The organism is Arthrobacter sp. cf158 (genome assembly GCF_900106835.1).
Classification (GTDB): domain Bacteria; phylum Actinomycetota; class Actinomycetes; order Actinomycetales; family Micrococcaceae; genus Arthrobacter.
Window position 1 is genome coordinate 189,220 of the sequence record NZ_FNNR01000010.1, and the last position, 12,554, is coordinate 201,773.

Genomic DNA, 12,554 nt, shown 5'->3' on the forward strand with positions numbered 1-12,554 from the left:
CCATCAGCGTTGGCCGGCGGAAGGCCAGCTGCGCACCGGAGTCAGGCGTACAACCCCTTCAGTAACTGCACCACCTGTTCGCACTCCCGGGGTGGCTCCTTCCTGGACCATGCCGCATAAACCCGCACGGGCGGGGCATCACGCACCGGCCTGTAGACGATGCCCCGCCGACGATATTGATGCGCTGTGGACTCAGCCGTGATCCCACGGGCCTTGCCGCTGCTGATCAGGTTCAGCCAATCGTCAACGTCATGGGTGGGAATCACGTCGCCAGGTCGCTCCGATTCGGGCCAGAGATCCAGCGTGGTGCTGCCGGTCCGCAGGTCCATGGCGACCGGCCGCTGGGCGATCCGTGCCAACGTCACCGATCGTTTGTGGGCCAGGGGGTCGTCGGAGGACATGGAGCAGTACCGCTTCTCCTCACCGATGCGCACATGCTCGACGGCGGCAGACTCAGGCAGCCGGCGGAGGATGGCGAGGTCTGTGCTCCCATCGGCCAGACCCGCGGTGGGCGTATTGGAGCGAACCAGGTGCAGCTCAGTGGATGCGAAAGTGGCTGCCCACCGGCGCTGGAACTCGGCGGTGTGCTGACCCAGCGCGGACCAGGCATAGCCGATCCGGAGGCGTCCCGTGCCTGCCCTGGCTTCGCCCTCCAGGTCAGCCAACAGAGCCAGGATTCGCCGGGCCTTGGCGAGCACACCCTCACCGGACGGGGTAAGGCCCACACTCCGGGTGGTGCGTTCCACGAGCCTTGTCCCGAGGGACTGCTCCAGGGCTGCAATATTGCGTGACACGGCGGCTTGGGACATTCGGAGTTCGATGGCGGCATCGGTAAAGGTGCCCTCATCCACCACGGCTACCAAGCACCGTAACTGCCTCAATTCAACGTCCATGAGGCCCATCCTATTCATGCGCCCAGCGTATAAATAGCGTTGTCCATGCATTTAGGGGATGCGTGGTGCAAGCGCAGAATCTCACCATGATCCAGACACGTGCAGCCGGCGCAAAGCCGTCCGGAAAGGCAGGCGGAGCTGCCACGCTCGTGGCCAGCGCACTTTCCAACCAGCTTGGTGCCGCGAGTGGTTCCCTTGCTTTCCCGGTCCTGGGGCCCGTTGGCGTGGTCGCCGTCCGCCAACTCATAGCCGCCGTCGTGCTCCTGCCGGTGGTCCGCCCGCGCCTGCGCGAACTGAGCTGGCCCCAATGGTGGCCGGTTCTTCTCCTCGCGCTGTCCTTCGGGACCATGAATCTGGCCCTGTACTCGTCCATTCAAAGGATTGGCCTTGGCTTGGCAGTGACCCTTGAGTTCCTTGGGCCCCTTGCTGTGGCACTGATCAGCTCGCGGCAGAAAAGCAGTGCGCTGTGTGCCATGGCGGCAGCAGTCGGGGTGGTGGCCATTACGCAGCCGGAAGCCTCCATGGACTTTCCCGGCATTGGATTCGGGCTCATCGCGGCGTGCAGTTGGGCGGCTTATATCCTTCTCAACCGGACGGTCGGCCAAAGGATCCAGGGGATCGAGGGAACAGCAGCCGCAACGGGAGTGTCCGCCACGCTCTTCCTGCCGGTCGCCGTCGTGATTTTCATCAACCAGCCCGTGGACGGCTTTTCGGTTCTCTGTGCTGTGGGCGCCGGAATCCTGGCATCTGTGCTGCCCTACGTGGCTGATCTGATGGCTCTGCGCAGGGTCCCGGCAAACCTGTTCGGTGTCCTCATGAGCATCAACCCGGTGTTCGCTGCGATCATCGGGGCGGTGGCCCTGCGCCAGGACCTTGCTGTGGGGCAGTGGGCCGGGATTGGGCTGATTGTTGCGGCGAACGCCACTGTCCTTTTGCTGGGCCGGAAGCGGGGGCGAGGCCGGAAGCGGGGGCCGGGCCGGGGGTGCGGGCCGGGAAGTCCGGGGCCACAGAACGGCGCCGGTAACTGACGCTCATCAGCGCGGCGAGCGGTGCCAACAGCAGGAGCAGGATCCCCGTACTTACCGCAGCGGCGCATGTCAGCACTACCAGTCCGCCCATGAACAGCAGGCGGATGTCCGGTACATCGGGTAACGACAAGACGGCGGTAGCGGCCATTCCATGGGGTGACTTCACTTGTGCTCCTGCAGCGCATCCGGGGCTGATTTTTCCGGCTACTTATGAGTGGCCGGAACCCCGCAATAGTGTTGCGGGTTCAGGAGTCAGATTGATCAGGGGCGGCGCAGGGGCATGTCCTTGGCCAATTTCACAACGATCTTCTGGTCGTTGCCAGGGTCCAGGGGGTCGTACCAGAGGGTTGTTTCCTGGCCGTCCACCACAGGCTCAGCGGCAGTTATCAGCAACGGGCGCTGCACCCAACGTTGAACCCCGCCCGCATCGTGGAACGTGAACGTCACCGTGGTGAGGATCTTCGCACTGTCGCTGAACGAGAGGTACCCCTTGTCGCTGACCCTCGCGGATGTCATGGTGCCTGTGCTCATCACCGTTGCTTCCAGGTGGGCGATGGTCCTGCGTTTGTGGGCAGCCCAAACTCCCAGGACCGCCAGCAGCAGTGAAATCGCCAGGCATCCGGCCCCCACCCAGATCAGGGCGGTTGGATAGCCAAGCCCGACGGCGGCCGCTGCCACTCCCAGCGCGGCGCCCAGCCACGCCAGGGTTCCGCCAAGGGGCAGGCCGAGTTTGTTGTGCTTCATGGCCACTGCGGTCCAGGCGATGGAGCTCAGCACCAATATCGGAATGCTTGAGATGACGGCCACGAGGGGGAGTAGTGGTGGTTCGATGTCCTCAAACGCTTCCACATGCGGCCAGCCGTAGCCCGCTGCCAATCCGCCGAGGAACTGGAAGGCCAGCGACACGACAATACTGATCGGTCCTGGGCGTTTGTTGGCACGCAGTCTCTTGAGGGCGATGGGGTCCACGGTGCTCATGGGCACATTAAACCGCGCGGATTTGCTCAGGCGTGGACGCGCTGCCCGAACTGGCGTGGTGTCTATCCCGGAGTCTGCGCACGAGGTCCGTGAAGTTTCTTTTTAAACTCCGCGTCACGTTTGCGCAGGTCAGAGCACATATCCAGTGCCCATGTCGTTGGACCGCTGAATGCGCCCGTTGCCCTTTTCGGCCGTGTTGCAGCGCATCGACGACGTGACAGCGATGGGTGTGGCGGGTTCTGGGGCCCGCCCGGGGCGCCATCGCTGCGTAAACGGGCTAGTGCGGTCGGTCGTCTGAGTCGCGACCGACCGCACGATCCCGGGCACCGGACTCTGGTGAAACACAGAGAGGCAAACCTAGACTGACCGCATGGTGCAGACTCAGCCCCGCATGTTCCGCGTCGTCTCCCTTGCCTTCGTGACCTTGGCTTTCCTCGCCGGCTGTGCGGGCAGCGGGACCAGCCCGTTTGTTGGCGCCTGGGGTGAGCCCAACGATGCCAAAAAACCCTCTTTGGATCTCAAGTCCGACGGCAGCGCAACAGGAACGGACGGTTGCAACAGATTGATCGGCTCCTGGAAAGAGGACGGGAAGACCGTGAGTTTTAGCGGCTTTTCCTCGTCCCGAATGGCCTGCGAGGGTGTTGACACCTGGCTGTCCAACGCCGCAACCGCAAGGATCCAGGAGGACGGCAAGCTGGCGGTGTTCGGTCAGGACGGAACCCAGCTTGGAACCCTTGGGTCCAGCAAATAGGTCATATCCTCCAGCCACGGAATCTTCGGGGGTCAGCGGTGTTGGAATCGAACGTTGAAGGCGTGGAACAGTCGGTTTCCACGGGAACATTGCCGGAATGGGAACGTGTTGACTCGCTGGTGGTCGCCTCCCATGAGCGGAACCGTGCCTGCCGCGACGGCGCGGTAGCTGACTACATTCCGGTCCTGGCCAGGGCTGATCCGGAGCTGTTCGGACTCTGCGTGGTGGAAGTGGACGGGGGAGTGCATGTGGCTGGCCAGGCGGACGTGGAGTTCTCCATCCAATCCATCTCCAAGGCATTTGTCTATGCGCTGGTCTGTGAAGAGTACGGACATGCCGCGGTAGCTGACTTGGTGGGTGTGAACAACACGGGCCTGGCTTTCAACTCGGTGATGGCCATCGAACTCAACGACGGGCACCCCATGAACCCCATGGTCAACGCCGGCGCCCTCGCCACCACGGCGCTGATGCCCGGGTCAACGCCGGACGAGCAATGGAAAGCTGTTCAGTCCGGCCTGTCAGCGTTCGCCGGGAGGGCCTTGGAAGTGGATGAGGAGGTCTACCAGTCGGAGGCCGCCACCAACACCCGGAACCGGGCCATCGCAGGCCTCCTGGAAAGCTACGGTCGAATCGACCGGCACCCGCAACAGGTAGTGGACGTCTACACCAGGCAATGCTCGCTGCGTGTCAGCGCCCGTGACCTTGCCCTGATGGGCGCAACCTTGGCCGATGGCGGCGTCAACCCGGTCACCGGCCAAAGGGTGGTTTCAGCCGATGTCTGCCGGGACACCCTGGCGGTGCTGGCAGCCAACGGGCTCTACGAACGGTCCGGTGAGTGGCTCTTTGAGATTGGGCTTCCCGGGAAGTCCGGTGTTTCCGGTGGATTGCTGACGGTCTCTCCGGGAAAGGCCGGAATCGGCGCCTTCTCTCCCCGGTTGGATCGGGCCGGCAACAGCGTCCGCGGGCAGCAGGCCACGGCTTACCTTTCCCGGGTGTTGGGCCTGAACATCTTCGCATCCCAAGCGTGTGCCCCGCAGGCAGGGCCCGCGGGGGCCCGCTAGCACTGCGGTGCCGCCTGCCGGAGCTTCTACTTTGTGATCGCCCGCATGCTGTTGTTTCGCTTCTCATGGGTGAGCTCAGCCAAGCCGAGGGCTTCGAGCAGTGGCGGCATGTACATGCCGAACCTGCCCCGGTAGCCCTTCCTGAGGCCGTACCAACCGCCCACGGGGTTGCTCTCGCTGCGGCCCCACGCTTCCACCGTTCCTTCGGCTGCGTCCTTGCCTTCGTCGGCGGCTCCCAGCGGAACCCAATCACCCTGCTCCACGAGCCAGGCATGCAGGTCTTCGATGGCGCGGAGCTGGTACAACAGTTTTGTGGACCCGACCTGGCACACGATGGCCGGGGGATCCGCGGCCTCATCCCTATACATGGTGTAGTCGGAAGAGCCCGGTGGCGTGGTCAGCTGCCAGGGATCGTCTTTGGTTCCAGCGGCCATGGTTGTCTTCTTCCTGAAGTAGTGAACACGCTACACAGAGTCGGGCTGTGCGTCTGCAGATTCCGGGTCCTCGGCAGCCGATGTCAGCGGATTCCGGAGCTCGTCCGTCATCATGCGTGCGGCGAACAGCGCCACAAAGGCCATGATGGGGCACACCAGGCCGGCAATGAAGAAGATGAGCCAGATGGGAACCACCTCGGCAACCGGTCCGGCCAGGGCCATGGAAACCGGCATCAGTGCCAGCGAAACAAAGAAGTCCAGGCTGGATATCCGGCCGAGCAAATGCCGTGGGACGCGTCGTTGCAGGAGCGTTCCCCAGATGACGACGCCGATGCCCTCGGTGACACCGAAGATCAGCATCGCGGCCGCGAGCATCCACACACTGTCCATGAAACCAATGGCGGCAACCGGCAGGCTCCCCAGGCCCCACGTCACCACCATCACCGTCAGGTAGCGCCGGGGCAGAGGGAAGGACGCCGTCGCCAGTGCAGCCAAGGCACTTCCGACGCCCATCACCGCCAGCAGGAAACCGAACATCCGCGAGTCCCCGCCCAACTGATCGCGGACGACGAAGGGGAGCAGCACCTCGATGGGGCCGATCAGGAACAGGACGGACAGGCATGCCCAGATCAAGGTCCACAGCAACCACGGGGTCCGGATGGTGTAGCTGAATCCTTCCCGAAGGTCCTTGAACAATGAGGACTTGGCCGGCACTCTGCTCGGAGTTTGAGATTCCAGTGCAGGAGTTTGAGTGTCCGGTGCTTGGGTGTCCGGTGCTTGGGTGTCCGGTTCCGCGGTGCCGGGGCCATTCGGTGCCTGACGGCTGAGCAGGTTCACAATCCCGAACGCCAGGAAGTGGCAAACGGCCACGCCGGCCACGGCATGCGCGGGGGACAGGATTGCCACCAGGATTCCCGCAATGGCGGGACCCGCAGCCTGCTGGAGGATCGGCCGCACCGTGCCCTCCAGGCCGTTCGCGGCCAAAAGGTCCTCTGCCGGCAGGATACGCGGAAGCATGGCCGAGTAGGCAGGGAAGAAGAACGCCTGCCCCACCCCCAGAACAAAAGCGCCGATGGCCAAGTGCCAGAGTTGAAGGACGTTGAGCATTGCCAGCAGCGTGATGGTGCCAATGACTGCCAGGTTGGCACCTTCCACGGCGATGATCAGGAGCCGTTGCGGGAAGCGATCGGCCGCGATGCCGCCCGCAAGCACGAACCCCACCAGGCCCACACTGGCCGCGGTGGCTACCAGGGACAACTCCAAAGGGCCGCCGCCGAGGTGGATCACCTCATAGACCATCGCCACGGCCCACATGCCGGATCCGAAGATCGAGATGGACAGCGCGGATATCAGCACCCGGAATTCACGGTGCGCAAAAGGACGCAGCGCCCTCAAAGCGGCCATTTCACTAGCCTAAGCCTGGCCGTGGACGCTGTGGAGGGGTGCCTATGGTGGAGGCCGCACGGGCCACCGTAGCGGGGTGCGGGAGGAAGCTACGTCATGAAGCGCCCGACGGCGGGGCGTCGTCGTCGATGTCCGGGCCTTCCGCCGGGTCCTGGCTGTGAATGCCGGTATCGTGTGAAACCCAGCCTTCCGTTTCACCCTCCGCAGGAGCGTCGGTATGGTGCCGGATGACATGCTCGTTCTTGTCTGTGGCCTTCATGACGGATACTTCCTGTCCTTGCTGGACTGCTTCCGTGAGTGCCTCCCAGTCTACGCCGCAGGTGTGCCGTTGTGAGGTCCGCCCTGCGCGGAATACTGTCCACATAAGGCGAAGTGAGGGCGTCGCACCACAAGCGTGTGACATAGTCTGAACCCAGCAGTTCCCCCGTTTTAGACCCCGCTGCCAAGGAGAGGTGAAGATGCCCAAGCGCCCCAACCCTGCGGTGAAAATCGCCCAGGAAACAGCCCACAATGCTGTGTTTGATGAGCAAGGCAACACCAAGCCAGGCGTACACAACGTGCTGCTGAAAGCAGTGGAGGTCCAGCGACCCCTGGTCCTGGCCAATCTGCGAAGACTCCAACGACGCCACCCCAACGACTCCCCGGCGCAGCTTGCCGCCAAACTTGAACGCCACTACCTGCTGGCCATCTCCGGAGGGGGCGCTGCAGTGGGTGCTACTGCGGTCGTACCTGGCATCGGAACCGCAGCATCGCTGGGACTGTCCGCGCTGGCGACCGTCGGTTTCCTGGAAACCACCGCACTGTACGCGTCATCCTTGGCGGAGCTTCACGGCATCAGGCTCACCGATCCCGTGCGCGCACAGACCATGGTCATGGCCATCATGCTGGGTGAGGAAGGCACGTCCATGTTGGGCGCGCTGAGCGGTCAGTCGTTGGGACGCGGCAAAGGCGTGACCAACGCCTGGGGCAGGACCCTCACCAAGAAGATCCCAGGCAGCGGCTTTGGCGTCATCCGGGACTCCATCCAACGTGCGTTCTTGAAGAACCTCGTGAAGCGGCAAGGTTCTGCGTTCCTTGGCCGCGCCCTGCCGTTCGGTGTAGGCGCCGTGGTGGGTGGTGCCGGCAACCTGATGATGGGCCGGGCGGTCGTTTCCACGGCGAAGGAGGCATTCGGCCCGCTGCCGGACACTGTTCCGGGCGAACTGCTCCCCAACGCACCACATAACGTTGTCGCTCCCGAGGCGACACCCGACAACCTGACGCTGGAAGGTGGCAACAGTGGATCTGAACGCTGATCTGGGGGAGTCCTTCGGCTCCTGGACTATGGGGGACGATGCTTCCATGTTCGGCATCGTCAGCAGCGCAAACGTGGCCTGCGGATTCCATGCCGGAGATCCCCTCACCATGCTGGACAGCTGCCGGGCCGCGTTCGAACTGGATGTCCGTGTGGGGGCGCACGTGGGTTACCGGGATTTGGCAGGCTTCGGCCGGCGTTCCCTGGACATGACGTTCGACGAGCTTTTTGGGGACGTGCTCTACCAACTGGGCGCTCTTGATGGCATGGCCCACGCGGTGGGAGCGTCCGTGGACTACGTGAAGCCGCACGGCGCCCTCTACAACAGGATTGTCCGTGACGCCGAGCAGGCCGAGGCCGTTGTTGCGGCGGTCCACGCCTACGATCCTGGGCTCCCTGTGCTCGGCCTGCCGGGTTCGGAGTGGTTGCGGCTGGCAGAGGAATCCGGACATCCAGTGTTCCGGGAAGCTTTCGTGGACAGGGCCTACCTACCCGACGGCACGCTGGTTCCCCGGACGCAGGAAGGCTCCGTGCTGCACGATCCCGCTGCAGTGGTGGCCCAGGCCGTCCGGCTGGCAACGCGCAAGGAAGTGCTGGCCATCGATGGATCAATTGTTCCCGTTCAGGCTGACTCCCTGTGCATCCACGGCGATACCCCGGGTGCGGTGGACATGGCGGCGGCCGTCAAGGAGGGCCTGGAACAGGCCGGCGTGCAAATTGAGGCATTCGCGTAGCGTCGTGAGCAGATCAGTGGTGGGACGCAGTTCTTTGTAGAGGAGTTCCTAATGGGTGCCGTTGTGGTGGATCCGGGGTCCTTGACCCTTGTACTTAGTCCCGGGCAGGTTTTGGACCGTGCATCCCTGCATTTGGCCAACGCCCTGTTGGGAAACCGGGACTCTGCCGCCGGCCTCGAAGTGCTGGTGGGTGGCCTCCGGCTCCGCTTCGTCACCGGAACGTCCATTGCCGTCACCGGCGCCGAGGGCTTGGTGACGCTCAACGGTGCCGAGCTGCCCCTGAACACGGCAGTCCGGGTGGCTCCCGGCGCAGTCCTGGAATGTGCTCCGGCGTTGTTCGGGATCCGGTACTACGTGGCCGTGCAGGGAGGCATTCCGGTCCAATCTGAACCATTGCGCGCCGGTGCATCCCTCACCTTTGGGCCGCCCCACGGACACGCTCCGCGGTTGGATCACGCACCGGCTCGACGGGCAGTGGACCCCAAACGGCCGGTGGTGGCCCGGGTTTCCCGCTCAGCCCACGCCACCATTGACGACGCCGGCACGTGGCTGCGGTTGACCACAGAACCATGGATTCTCTCCCCGGAGTCGGACCGGGTGGGGGCGCGGTTGGTGGGCCGGCCGCTGGGGGTGACTGCAGCTCCAGCAGCCCAGCCCCAACCGTTGACTTCCGGCTCGGTCCTGTTGCCGCCGTCGGGCCTTCCTGTCATTGCACTGGCCGGGCACCCGGCCACGGCGGAGTCGCCTGTGATCGCGGTGGTCCGCGACGAAGACCTGGACATGATCGGCCAAGCAAGGCCGGGACAGATGGTGCATCTACTGGGAGGCGCGTGATGCTGAAGGAAATCGCTGAGGGCGTTCTGGTTCACCAGAGCGAGTTCATCCAGAGTAATTCCTTGGTGGTCCAGGGACGGGAAGGCGTACTGCTCATCGACCCCGGGATAACCGCAGCTGAGATGGCATCCCTCGCCGAGGATCTCCACGGGCTGGGCCAGCAGGTGGTGGCGGGTTTCTCGACGCATCCTGATTGGGACCATGTGCTGTGGCACCCCGATTTCGGCCACCCGCCACGCTACGGGACAGCCCGCTGTGCGGACTCCATTCAGGGAGTGCTGAAGCGGGCCGACTGGCGGGAACTCGTCGCGGAGGGGCTGCCCCCGGAACACGCCCACCAAATTCCCATGGAGCTGCTGGGGCTCATTTCCGGGCTCCCTGCCGATGCGGCGGAGATCCCCTGGGATGGCCCCACCGTCCGGATCCTTGAACACCAGGGCCATGCGCCAGGTCACGCGGGATTGCTCATCGAGGAACGCGGAGTCCTGGTGGCCGGGGACATGCTGTCCGATACCTTGATGCCTTTCCTGGACCTTCAAGCCGAGGATCCGATCACCGACTACCTCGCCGGGCTGCGGCTGTTCGAAAGCGTGGCGGATGACGTCAGCCTGGTGGTCCCAGGGCATGGCTCGGTAGGTGTGGGCCAACTGCGGGCTCGCATCGCGCAGGACCGCTCGTACGTGGAGGCCCTCCGTGACGGCCGGGCTGCTGACGATCCCCGCGTCAGTCCGGGGGCCCCGCTGGAGTGGCTGGCCGATGTGCACCAATGGCAGGTCCAGCAGCTCGCTGAAAAGGGGCGCGGGTAAGCCCTGAACCTACCCGAACAGCTGAACCTACCCGAAAAGCAGGTGCGCCACGGTGAAGATTGCCAGCCCCGCCAGCGCACCCACCACTGTGCCGTTAATCCGGATGTACTGAAGGTCCTTGCCCACCTGCAGCTCGATCTTCTGCGACGTTTCCTGGGCATCCCACCGTGCCACGGTGTCCGAGATGACGCCGGCGATGTCCGAACGGTAGGTGTTGACGAGGTAGCCGGCGGCATCGCCGATCCAGGCGTTGACCTTGCCCGCGAGTTCGTCGTCGTTGACCAGCCGCGATCCGAAGTCGCGTACGGCACCCTTGAAACGCTGGCTCAGTTCGCTGTCGGGATCGTCGACGGCGTTGAGCAGCGCGGTCTTCACCGTTCCCCAGGTGCGGGAGGCCAGTTCCCGGACTTCGGGGTCGCCAAGGATCTGCGACTTGATGGTCTCGGCACGCTCGATCATGGCGGGATCGTGCTGCAGGTCCTGCGCCAGATCCGTGAGGTACGCGTCAATGGACTGGCGCACCTGGTGGTTTTGATCGGACTGGACTGCGCGGACAAACTTGGACAGTTCAACGTAGACCCTGTCTCCCACCAGACCGTCCACGAAGGTGGGCACCCACAGCGGAGACCGGTCGGAGACCAGCCTGTTCACCGTGGCATGGTTGGCGTCCACCCAGTCGGCGGCGCGGTCAACCAGCAGGTCAACCAGCTTGTGGTGGTGTCCGTCAGCGAAGATCCGTTCGGCCATCCGTCCCACGGGCGGGCCCCACGGCGGGGTGAGCAGGTGCTTGCGGACCATTCCCTCAATGACGGCCTGCACGTCGTCATCATTCAGCACCGTGAACGCGCCACGGATGATCGCGCCGCCTTCCTTGGCAACGCGCTCTGCGCCGCCCGGGGCTGACAGCCACGTCCCGGCTTTCCGGGCAATATCGATGCTGGCCAACTTGTCCTGCACCACCTCCTGCGACAGGAAGTTGCTTTCCACGAAGTCGCTGAGGGATTCGCCGATCTGGTCCTTGCGGCGCGGAATGATGGCAGTGTGCGGGATTTTCAGGCCCATGGGGTACTTGAACAGCGCGGTCACGGCGAACCAGTCGGCCAGGGCGCCCACCATGCCGCCTTCAGCTGCCGCCCGGACGTACTCCAGCCACGGGTACTGCTTCTGAAACGCGAAAGCCAGCGTGAAGATCACAGCCATGGCGATCAACAGGCCCAGTGCCAGCCTCTTCATGCGGAGAAGGGCAGCCGCTTTTTCAAGATCACCAGCGGAAAGACCGACGACGGCGGAACGGCCCCGCGCGCGTGCGGCACCTGTCGCCGGGGCCGGGGCCGGGGCCGGGGTGGTGGGGTTGGTGACGTCTTCGGTTGGGATTTGTTCAGAGTTCACCTGCATTAGCCCAGCGTAGCCCCCGCGTGTCCAGCCAGGTGGGCTACCGTGTCCCCATGACTAGCGACGACTTCGCCCCTGGCCGGCCCAAGGTCTACGCCCACCGCGGTGCCAGCGCTGCTTTCGCAGAGCACACCCGCGCCGCCTATCTGAAGGCAATCGCTGATGGCGCCGACGGTGTGGAGTGCGATGTCCATCTGACCCGGGATCAGCATGTGGTGCTGCTGCACGACGCCAACCTGGACAGGACATCCACCGGGACAGGGCCAGTGGCAGAGCACACCTTGGAGGAGCTCAGGGCGTTGGACTTCTCCTCGTGGAAGGGCGCACGGATTCCGGAGGCCTACGGGGGAGTGTCTGATCAGTTCCTCACCTTGCCGGAGTTGCTGGACATCCTGCGCGGGGCGGGACGCGAGATAGGCCTGGCGATCGAGCTCAAACACCCCAGCCCTTACAAACTGAAGTTGGAGGAGCGAGTTCTGGCCCTGTTGGAGGATGAGGGATGGACTCCGGAAGAATCACGGCTGGAGAACATCCGGATCTCCTTCATGAGCTTCGATACAGACTCGGTCCAGCGGCTTCTGCAGAGTGTTCCGGGACAGCACATCTGCCAGTTGGTGGATGACTTCACTGTGAAGGAGATCCGGGAGGAGCTCGGCTTGGGATTCCTTACCGGAGGTGCGGTGGCCAATGTCATGCGGGCAACCCAGCTCGAGGCTGAACGCGTTCTGGACGAAGGCGAAGTGGACATTGCCGGCCCGGGCATTGAATACGTGAGGGAGCATGCCCGCAACGTTCAGCGTTGGTTGGAAGCGGGCCGCATTTTCCGGGTGTGGACCGTTGACTCGGAAAAAGACGTTGCTCTCTGCCAGGGCCTGGGCATCCAGGAGATCACCACCAACAAGCCGGCGCAGGTGCTCGCGCAGCTCATGGTCTCCAGCTGACTTT

Annotated in this window: 14 protein-coding genes; 8 read left to right on the forward strand and 6 right to left on the reverse strand. The window is 64.1% G+C overall.

Features of this window, described 5'->3' with window-relative positions:
* Positions 1 to 41: 41 nt before the first annotated feature.
* Positions 42 to 893, reverse strand: a complete 852-nt coding sequence (locus BLW08_RS19430) for a LysR family transcriptional regulator (RefSeq protein ID WP_090824079.1) — start codon at positions 891 to 893, stop codon at positions 42 to 44.
* An 86-nt stretch (positions 894 to 979) separates the two neighbouring features.
* Between BLW08_RS19430 and BLW08_RS19435 the strand changes: the two genes are divergently transcribed.
* Positions 980 to 1,921: an EamA family transporter gene (locus BLW08_RS19435; protein WP_090824077.1), complete on the forward strand. Its 942-nt coding sequence runs from the start codon at positions 980 to 982 to the stop codon at positions 1,919 to 1,921.
* A gap of 261 nt (positions 1,922 to 2,182) precedes the next feature.
* Here the strand turns inward: BLW08_RS19435 and BLW08_RS19440 are convergent, their stop codons facing one another.
* Entirely contained in the window at positions 2,183 to 2,899 is a 717-nt protein-coding gene (locus BLW08_RS19440) for a hypothetical protein (protein WP_091327362.1), read from the reverse strand.
* A gap of 370 nt (positions 2,900 to 3,269) precedes the next feature.
* Between BLW08_RS19440 and BLW08_RS19445 the strand changes: the two genes are divergently transcribed.
* Positions 3,270 to 3,650, forward strand: a complete 381-nt coding sequence (locus BLW08_RS19445) for an META domain-containing protein (protein ID WP_091327365.1) — start codon at positions 3,270 to 3,272, stop codon at positions 3,648 to 3,650.
* Between the two features lie 38 nt (positions 3,651 to 3,688).
* Positions 3,689 to 4,711, forward strand: coding sequence for a glutaminase A (gene glsA / locus BLW08_RS19450; protein WP_091327366.1), 1,023 nt, complete (start codon positions 3,689 to 3,691; stop codon positions 4,709 to 4,711).
* Positions 4,712 to 4,737: 26 nt separating this feature from the next.
* On the opposite strand, the gene BLW08_RS19455 is transcribed toward glsA, so the two are convergent.
* The 3 genes from BLW08_RS19455 to BLW08_RS23960 form a co-directional block, all read right to left on the reverse strand.
* A complete protein-coding gene (locus tag BLW08_RS19455) occupies positions 4,738 to 5,145 on the reverse strand; it encodes a DUF6855 family protein (protein WP_090823695.1) in 408 nt (135 codons plus the stop codon).
* A 30-nt stretch (positions 5,146 to 5,175) separates the two neighbouring features.
* A complete protein-coding gene (locus BLW08_RS19460; RefSeq protein WP_091327369.1) occupies positions 5,176 to 6,549 on the reverse strand; it encodes an MFS transporter in 1,374 nt (457 codons plus the stop codon).
* A gap of 94 nt (positions 6,550 to 6,643) precedes the next feature.
* A complete protein-coding gene (locus BLW08_RS23960; RefSeq protein ID WP_175538769.1) occupies positions 6,644 to 6,808 on the reverse strand; it encodes a hypothetical protein in 165 nt (54 codons plus the stop codon).
* A 199-nt stretch (positions 6,809 to 7,007) separates the two neighbouring features.
* Here BLW08_RS23960 and BLW08_RS19465 point away from each other — a divergent pair, with 199 nt between their 5' ends.
* Genes BLW08_RS19465 through BLW08_RS19480 form a run of 4 tightly spaced genes read left to right on the forward strand, consistent with a single transcriptional unit; the run spans position 7,008 to position 10,217 of the window.
* Positions 7,008 to 7,844 (forward strand): hypothetical protein, encoded by an 837-nt coding sequence (locus BLW08_RS19465; protein WP_090823691.1) that lies wholly within the window; start codon positions 7,008 to 7,010, stop codon positions 7,842 to 7,844.
* Entirely contained in the window at positions 7,828 to 8,577 is a 750-nt protein-coding gene (locus tag BLW08_RS19470) for a LamB/YcsF family protein (RefSeq protein WP_090823689.1), read from the forward strand. Before BLW08_RS19465 ends, BLW08_RS19470 begins: the two co-directional genes overlap by 17 nt.
* A 51-nt stretch (positions 8,578 to 8,628) precedes the next feature.
* Entirely contained in the window at positions 8,629 to 9,411 is a 783-nt protein-coding gene (locus tag BLW08_RS19475; RefSeq protein WP_091327372.1) for a 5-oxoprolinase subunit C family protein, read from the forward strand.
* Positions 9,411 to 10,217, forward strand: a complete 807-nt coding sequence (locus BLW08_RS19480; RefSeq protein WP_091327375.1) for an MBL fold metallo-hydrolase — start codon at positions 9,411 to 9,413, stop codon at positions 10,215 to 10,217. Before BLW08_RS19475 ends, BLW08_RS19480 begins: the two co-directional genes overlap by 1 nt.
* A gap of 27 nt (positions 10,218 to 10,244) precedes the next feature.
* Here BLW08_RS19480 and BLW08_RS19485 read toward each other — a convergent pair whose 3' ends face one another.
* Complete coding sequence (locus BLW08_RS19485; protein ID WP_091327378.1) at positions 10,245 to 11,612, reverse strand: DUF445 domain-containing protein; 1,368 nt, start codon at positions 11,610 to 11,612, stop codon at positions 10,245 to 10,247.
* 50 nt (positions 11,613 to 11,662) lie between these two features.
* Between BLW08_RS19485 and BLW08_RS19490 the strand changes: the two genes are divergently transcribed.
* Positions 11,663 to 12,550: a glycerophosphodiester phosphodiesterase gene (locus BLW08_RS19490; RefSeq protein ID WP_090824075.1), complete on the forward strand. Its 888-nt coding sequence runs from the start codon at positions 11,663 to 11,665 to the stop codon at positions 12,548 to 12,550.
* Positions 12,551 to 12,554 lie beyond the last annotated feature (4 nt).

Coding starts and splice junctions, on each gene's coding strand:
- BLW08_RS19435 (WP_090824077.1), top strand. CDS start 980: ATGATCCAGACACGTGCAGCCGGCGCAAAGCCGTCCGGAAAGGCAGGC.
- BLW08_RS19440 (WP_091327362.1), bottom strand. CDS start 2,899: ATGAGCACCGTGGACCCCATCGCCCTCAAGAGACTGCGTGCCAACAAA.
- BLW08_RS19490 (WP_090824075.1), top strand. CDS start 11,663: ATGACTAGCGACGACTTCGCCCCTGGCCGGCCCAAGGTCTACGCCCAC.
- BLW08_RS19485 (WP_091327378.1), bottom strand. CDS start 11,612: ATGCAGGTGAACTCTGAACAAATCCCAACCGAAGACGTCACCAACCCC.
- BLW08_RS19475 (WP_091327372.1), top strand. CDS start 8,629: ATGGGTGCCGTTGTGGTGGATCCGGGGTCCTTGACCCTTGTACTTAGT.
- BLW08_RS19430 (WP_090824079.1), bottom strand. CDS start 893: ATGGACGTTGAATTGAGGCAGTTACGGTGCTTGGTAGCCGTGGTGGAT.
- BLW08_RS23960 (WP_175538769.1), bottom strand. CDS start 6,808: ATGAAGGCCACAGACAAGAACGAGCATGTCATCCGGCACCATACCGAC.
- BLW08_RS19460 (WP_091327369.1), bottom strand. CDS start 6,549: ATGGCCGCTTTGAGGGCGCTGCGTCCTTTTGCGCACCGTGAATTCCGG.
- BLW08_RS19455 (WP_090823695.1), bottom strand. CDS start 5,145: ATGGCCGCTGGAACCAAAGACGATCCCTGGCAGCTGACCACGCCACCG.
- BLW08_RS19480 (WP_091327375.1), top strand. CDS start 9,411: ATGCTGAAGGAAATCGCTGAGGGCGTTCTGGTTCACCAGAGCGAGTTC.
- BLW08_RS19465 (WP_090823691.1), top strand. CDS start 7,008: ATGCCCAAGCGCCCCAACCCTGCGGTGAAAATCGCCCAGGAAACAGCC.
- BLW08_RS19445 (WP_091327365.1), top strand. CDS start 3,270: ATGGTGCAGACTCAGCCCCGCATGTTCCGCGTCGTCTCCCTTGCCTTC.